The organism is Treponema sp. R6D11 (assembly GCF_054786075.1).
This window is the reverse complement of record NZ_BDHD01000649.1, coordinates 1-655: the sequence shown is the minus strand read 5'-3', so window position 1 is coordinate 655 and position 655 is coordinate 1. Positions and strand designations below refer to the sequence as shown.

Here is a 655-nt window from a genome sequence, read left to right as displayed (position 1 = left end):
AAATTACAGTTCAAATTAGAAATGGTAATAACTCTTCTAATTATAATAACGGTAATGAGCTTATTATTGCTAATAGAGACAACAACGGTTTGCTTAAAGCGGCAAATAATAATGCGGAAAGGGAATTCAGGCTTGTTTATAATGAAGCTGACGTTCCGCAATACTCTCTTGCGCATGGACATACCCTTGTATGGCAATTTATGTGGGACAGTTCAAAACTTAGCACCGTTGCTCAAAATAATGTTTCTGTAACATTCAAAGTCTATGATCATGAAACAAGAACGAATACCTCAATTCAAACTGTAAACGTTGTTCCCTACATAGCGGAAGTAGTAACCCCGTTAAGCGGCGCGAATAAATCGGCTCCTTCCGCGTTTAACCGCTCCGCTTTAGGCGGCTACCCTGTGCGGGAAGGCGATCCTATCACAATTAAAGGGTTCAATTTTGGCACTGCTACTACTAATATAGTAACATTAAACGGCGATACGATAGGCACTGTTACAAATAACGGAACAACTATAACAGGTAATATTCCTACTACTAATGCCACTGTATCGGGACCGCTTGCCGTTACAGTAAGTGGCGTTCCCTCGTTCAACAACAGTACGAGCAAAAACAAAACAGTAGCGTACAACAAAGAGCCCAATAATGTAAA

The 655-nt window shown here is 40.3% G+C and carries 1 protein-coding gene; it reads left to right on the top strand.

Going from position 1 to position 655, the window contains the following annotated elements:
* A partial coding sequence (locus ACYVTD_RS15270; RefSeq protein ID WP_461248557.1) for a hypothetical protein occupies nt 1–655 on the top strand: 655 nt, incomplete at both ends.